The following is a 738-nucleotide window of genomic DNA, read 5'->3' on the forward strand; positions in this document are numbered from 1 at the left end:
CTCCTTCCCCCAAGGAGTCACCATGCGCACCCGTCCCCTCCTCGCCGCCACCGCCGGTCTCGCCCTCACCGCAGGCCTCACCCTCACCGGCGGTGGCCCGGCGGCCGCCGACGCGGCCGGTTCGACGACCGTCGGGCCCGCCGGCCACGCCTTCGCGGCCACGCTCAACGGCACCGCCACCTTCAAGGCCGGCTCGGTCACCATCACGTGTACGACGTCGAGCTCCGCGCCGTCCGGCGACACCAACCGCGTACCGGCCGCCCCCGGCAACACCAACCCCGCCGGCCCGGTGACCATCGCCGTCACCTCGCCGGTCTACGGCGACTGCACGGGCAGCCTCCCGGGTGTGGACATCAGCATCACCACGACCGGCGCCTGGACCGTCTCGATGCAGAACGGCTCGCCCAGCACGGCCACGCTCAACGCGCCCGCCCAGGGCATGGTGCTCAAGTCCAGCGGTCTGGCCAACTGCACGGTGACGGCCGCGCCGGACGGGCCGACGGCCATCACCACCACTTTCGTGAACGGAACGCCGTCACAGCTCGTCGCGTCGGACGTGACGTTCCCGGTGAAGGTCGAGGGCGGCTTCGGCTGCCCGACGAGCGCGACGACGGCGACGCTCAACGCCACGTACGACATCACGGACGTGACGGACCCGTCGTCCCAGATCACGGTGGGCAGCTGACACCACGTCGCGGCCCGGGGCACGGCCCCGGGCCCTACCCCACCGCCCGCACG

1 protein-coding gene is annotated in these 738 nt (G+C 73.0%); it reads left to right on the forward strand.

The features are described 5' to 3' along the window. Positions 1–22 precede the first annotated feature (22 nt). Entirely contained in the window at positions 23–685 is a 663-nt protein-coding gene (locus K6I33_RS35440) for a hypothetical protein (RefSeq protein WP_229358890.1), read from the forward strand. The last annotated feature ends 53 nt before the right edge of the window (positions 686–738 follow it).

Origin of the sequence: Streptomyces sp. UNOB3_S3, assembly GCF_020740895.1 — a bacterium.
Lineage (GTDB): Bacteria > Actinomycetota > Actinomycetes > Streptomycetales > Streptomycetaceae > Streptomyces.

Coding starts and splice junctions, on each gene's coding strand:
- K6I33_RS35440 (WP_229358890.1), top strand. CDS start 23: ATGCGCACCCGTCCCCTCCTCGCCGCCACCGCCGGTCTCGCCCTCACC.